The sequence below is a fragment of the Okeania sp. genome, assembly GCF_983059655.1.
In genome coordinates this window covers 1-2,624 of the sequence record NZ_CEZPJD010000371.1, presented here as the reverse complement: position 1 = coordinate 2,624, position 2,624 = coordinate 1, and the positions used below count along the sequence as shown (strand labels likewise).

General features: G+C 42.0%; 1 protein-coding gene and 1 CRISPR repeat array. The gene reads left to right on the top strand.

Annotated elements, in window-relative coordinates:
• The first annotated feature begins 7 nt into the window (after window positions 1-7).
• The gene (locus AC3DU7_RS19500; RefSeq protein WP_488040979.1) at window positions 8-1,612 is read left to right on the top strand and encodes a nickel-dependent hydrogenase large subunit; all 1,605 of its coding nucleotides are present in this window, start codon (window positions 8-10) and stop codon (window positions 1,610-1,612) included.
• Window positions 1,613-1,798: 186 nt separating this feature from the next.
• Window positions 1,799-2,619: direct repeats of the CRISPR family, unit length 32 nt; unit sequence GTTTCAATCCCTAATAGGGATTTTGTAATGTT.
• Window positions 2,620-2,624: the final 5 nt, after the last annotated feature.

The window sequence follows — 2,624 nt, the reverse complement described above, 5'->3', positions numbered from 1 at the left end:
TGAAAAAATGGTTCAAACTAAAGTACAAACATTAGATATTTCTCCCGTGGGGCGCGTTGAAGGCGACCTAGATGTAAGAGTTGATATTCAAGACGGATATGTAACCAATGCTTGGACTCAAGCTCAAATGTTTCGGGGTTTTGAAGTCATTCTCAAAGGTAAAGACCCTAAAGCTGGTCTCATTGTCACCCCCAGAATATGTGGAATTTGCGGTGCTTCTCACCTCACTTGTGCTTCCTGGGCGTTAGATACAGCTTGGCAAACAGAAGTACCTCGTAACGCCATCCTTGCTCGTAACCTCGGTCAACTGGTAGAAACGCTCCAAAGTCATCCGCGCTTTTTCTACGGTTTATACGCGATCGACTTAACTAACAAAAAATACTACAATAGTCCTTTCTACGAAGAAGCTTGTAAGCGTTTCGCAGCATTTACAGGTACATCCTATGAACCAGGTATTACTGTTGCAGCAAAACCCGTAGAAATATACGCTCTATTCGGTGGTCAATGGCCTCACTCTAGTTTCATGGTTCCCGGTGGTGTCATGTGCGCTCCCACTCTCACCGATGTTACCCGCGCCTGGGCAATGTTGGAATATTACCGCACTAACTGGTTGGAACCGATATGGTTGGGTTGTTCCATTGACAGGTTTGAACAAATTCAAACTTATGAAGATTTCATGGAATGGTTGGATGAAAATCCTAATCATGCTAGTTCTGACCTCGGTTTCTATTGGCGCATGGGTCTAAATATTGGTTTGGATAAAATTGGTGCGGGTGTAGGTAAATATATGAGTTGGGGATATTTGCCTCATGAAGATAAATATCAACGTCCGACTATTGAAGGTCGCAATGCTGCGATGATTATGAAAAGTGGTGTCTACGATAGCGCTACAGATATTCATCAATTGATGGAGCATACTTTTACCCGGGAGAATACTGCCCACGCTTGGTATAACGAGGGTGATGGAGATGTACATCCTTTTGACCGGACTACTGTACCTATTCCTAATAATGATATTGACTTTGATGGTGCTTATTCTTGGTCAACTGCTGTATCTCACCAAGACTTAGGTCGGATGGAAGTTGGTGCTTTAGCGCGGGAATTGATATCAGGCGGCGACCATGGGGAAAGTTGGCAGCAGAAAGACGGTTTAATTTTAGATATGTTCAAGAAAATGGGCGGACCGAGCGTACATTTGCGCGTGTTTGCCAGAATGCACGAACTAACTAAGTTGTACCGTGAAACAGAACGTTGTTTGCGGGAGTTTCAGTTGCGCGATCCTTGGTATATTAAGCCTGAAGAAAAAGATGGTCGTGGTTGGGGTGCTACTAATGCTAGTCGTGGTTCCCTCTGTCATTGGGTGGAAATAGAAGGTGGTAAGATTAAGAATTATCAGGTTATTGCGCCGACTACTTGGAATGTGGGACCCCGTGATGGTGAAGGTGTGCGCGGACCTATTGAAGAGGCGTTGGTTGGTATTCCTATTGCTGATGTGAATGACCCTGTGGAAGTTGGTCATGTTGCTCGGTCTTTTGATTCTTGTTTGGTGTGTACTGTTCATGCTCATGATGCGAAGACTGGGGAAGAGTTGGCACGATTTAGAACTTCGTAATTAGCAGTTAGTTTCCAGCTAGTAGGGTGGGTTAGCGTCAGCGTAACCCACCGAAGCATTGTAAATTTGCGGTGCGTTACACTTTCCTGCGGAATGCTGCGCAAACGTTAACACACCCTACTGGACTAATAGGGATTATTTGTTGTTTAAACACATCAAAAGTGTAAGTTATATTTCCGCTATAAGGTTTCAATCCTTAATAGGGATTATTTGTTGTTTAAACGACCGGACCGTAGAGCAGAATATTTTATTTACCGGGTTTCAATCCCTAATAGGGATTTTGTAATGTTTAAACTGGGTGGATCGAATGGTTCGGGAGTTTCTCCATAAGTTTCAATCCCTAATAGGGATTTTGTAATGTTCAAACCCGAGGGCAATTGAATAATTAAACTCGCGAGTTCTGTTTCAATCCCTAATAGGGATTTTGTAATGTTCAAACCTACTCAGTGGCTTGAGTAGGGTGTTCAGCCTGGTTTCAATCCCTAATAGGGATTTTGTAATGTTCAAACAGCATCGAAAGGCAGTGTCCTTGTGTACTGCGGAAAAGTTTCAATCCCTAATAGGGATTTTGTAATGTTCAAACTAGGCGATTATAATGAATTTGAAAACTGGTTTGAAGTTTCAATCCCTAATAGGGATTTTGTAATGTTCAAACTATGGAGTGAAAGCGCATTTCACTCCATATGGAGTTTCAATCCCTAATAGGGATTTTGTAATGTTCAAACTTTGTTTTTGAGGCAAGTAATTCCTTCCAGTCCAATGTTTCAATCCCTAATAGGGATTTTGTAATGTTCAAACAAGCGTTGTTGCTTCAGCGATAATTTCAGGAATTGTTTCAATCCCTAATAGGGATTTTGTAATGTTCAAACCTGGATGAATTTTTACCGGAGACAGCATTGGTTCGTTTCAATCCCTAATAGGGATTTTGTAATGTTTAAACTGGGTGGATCGAATGGTTCGGGAGTTTCTCCATAAGTTTCAATCCCTAATAGGGATTTTGTAATGTTCAAAC

What these genes read in the sequence shown, in the direction of transcription:
- AC3DU7_RS19500 (WP_488040979.1), top strand. Translation starts at nt 8, where the DNA reads ATGGTTCAAACTAAAGTACAAACATTAGATATTTCTCCCGTGGGGCGC.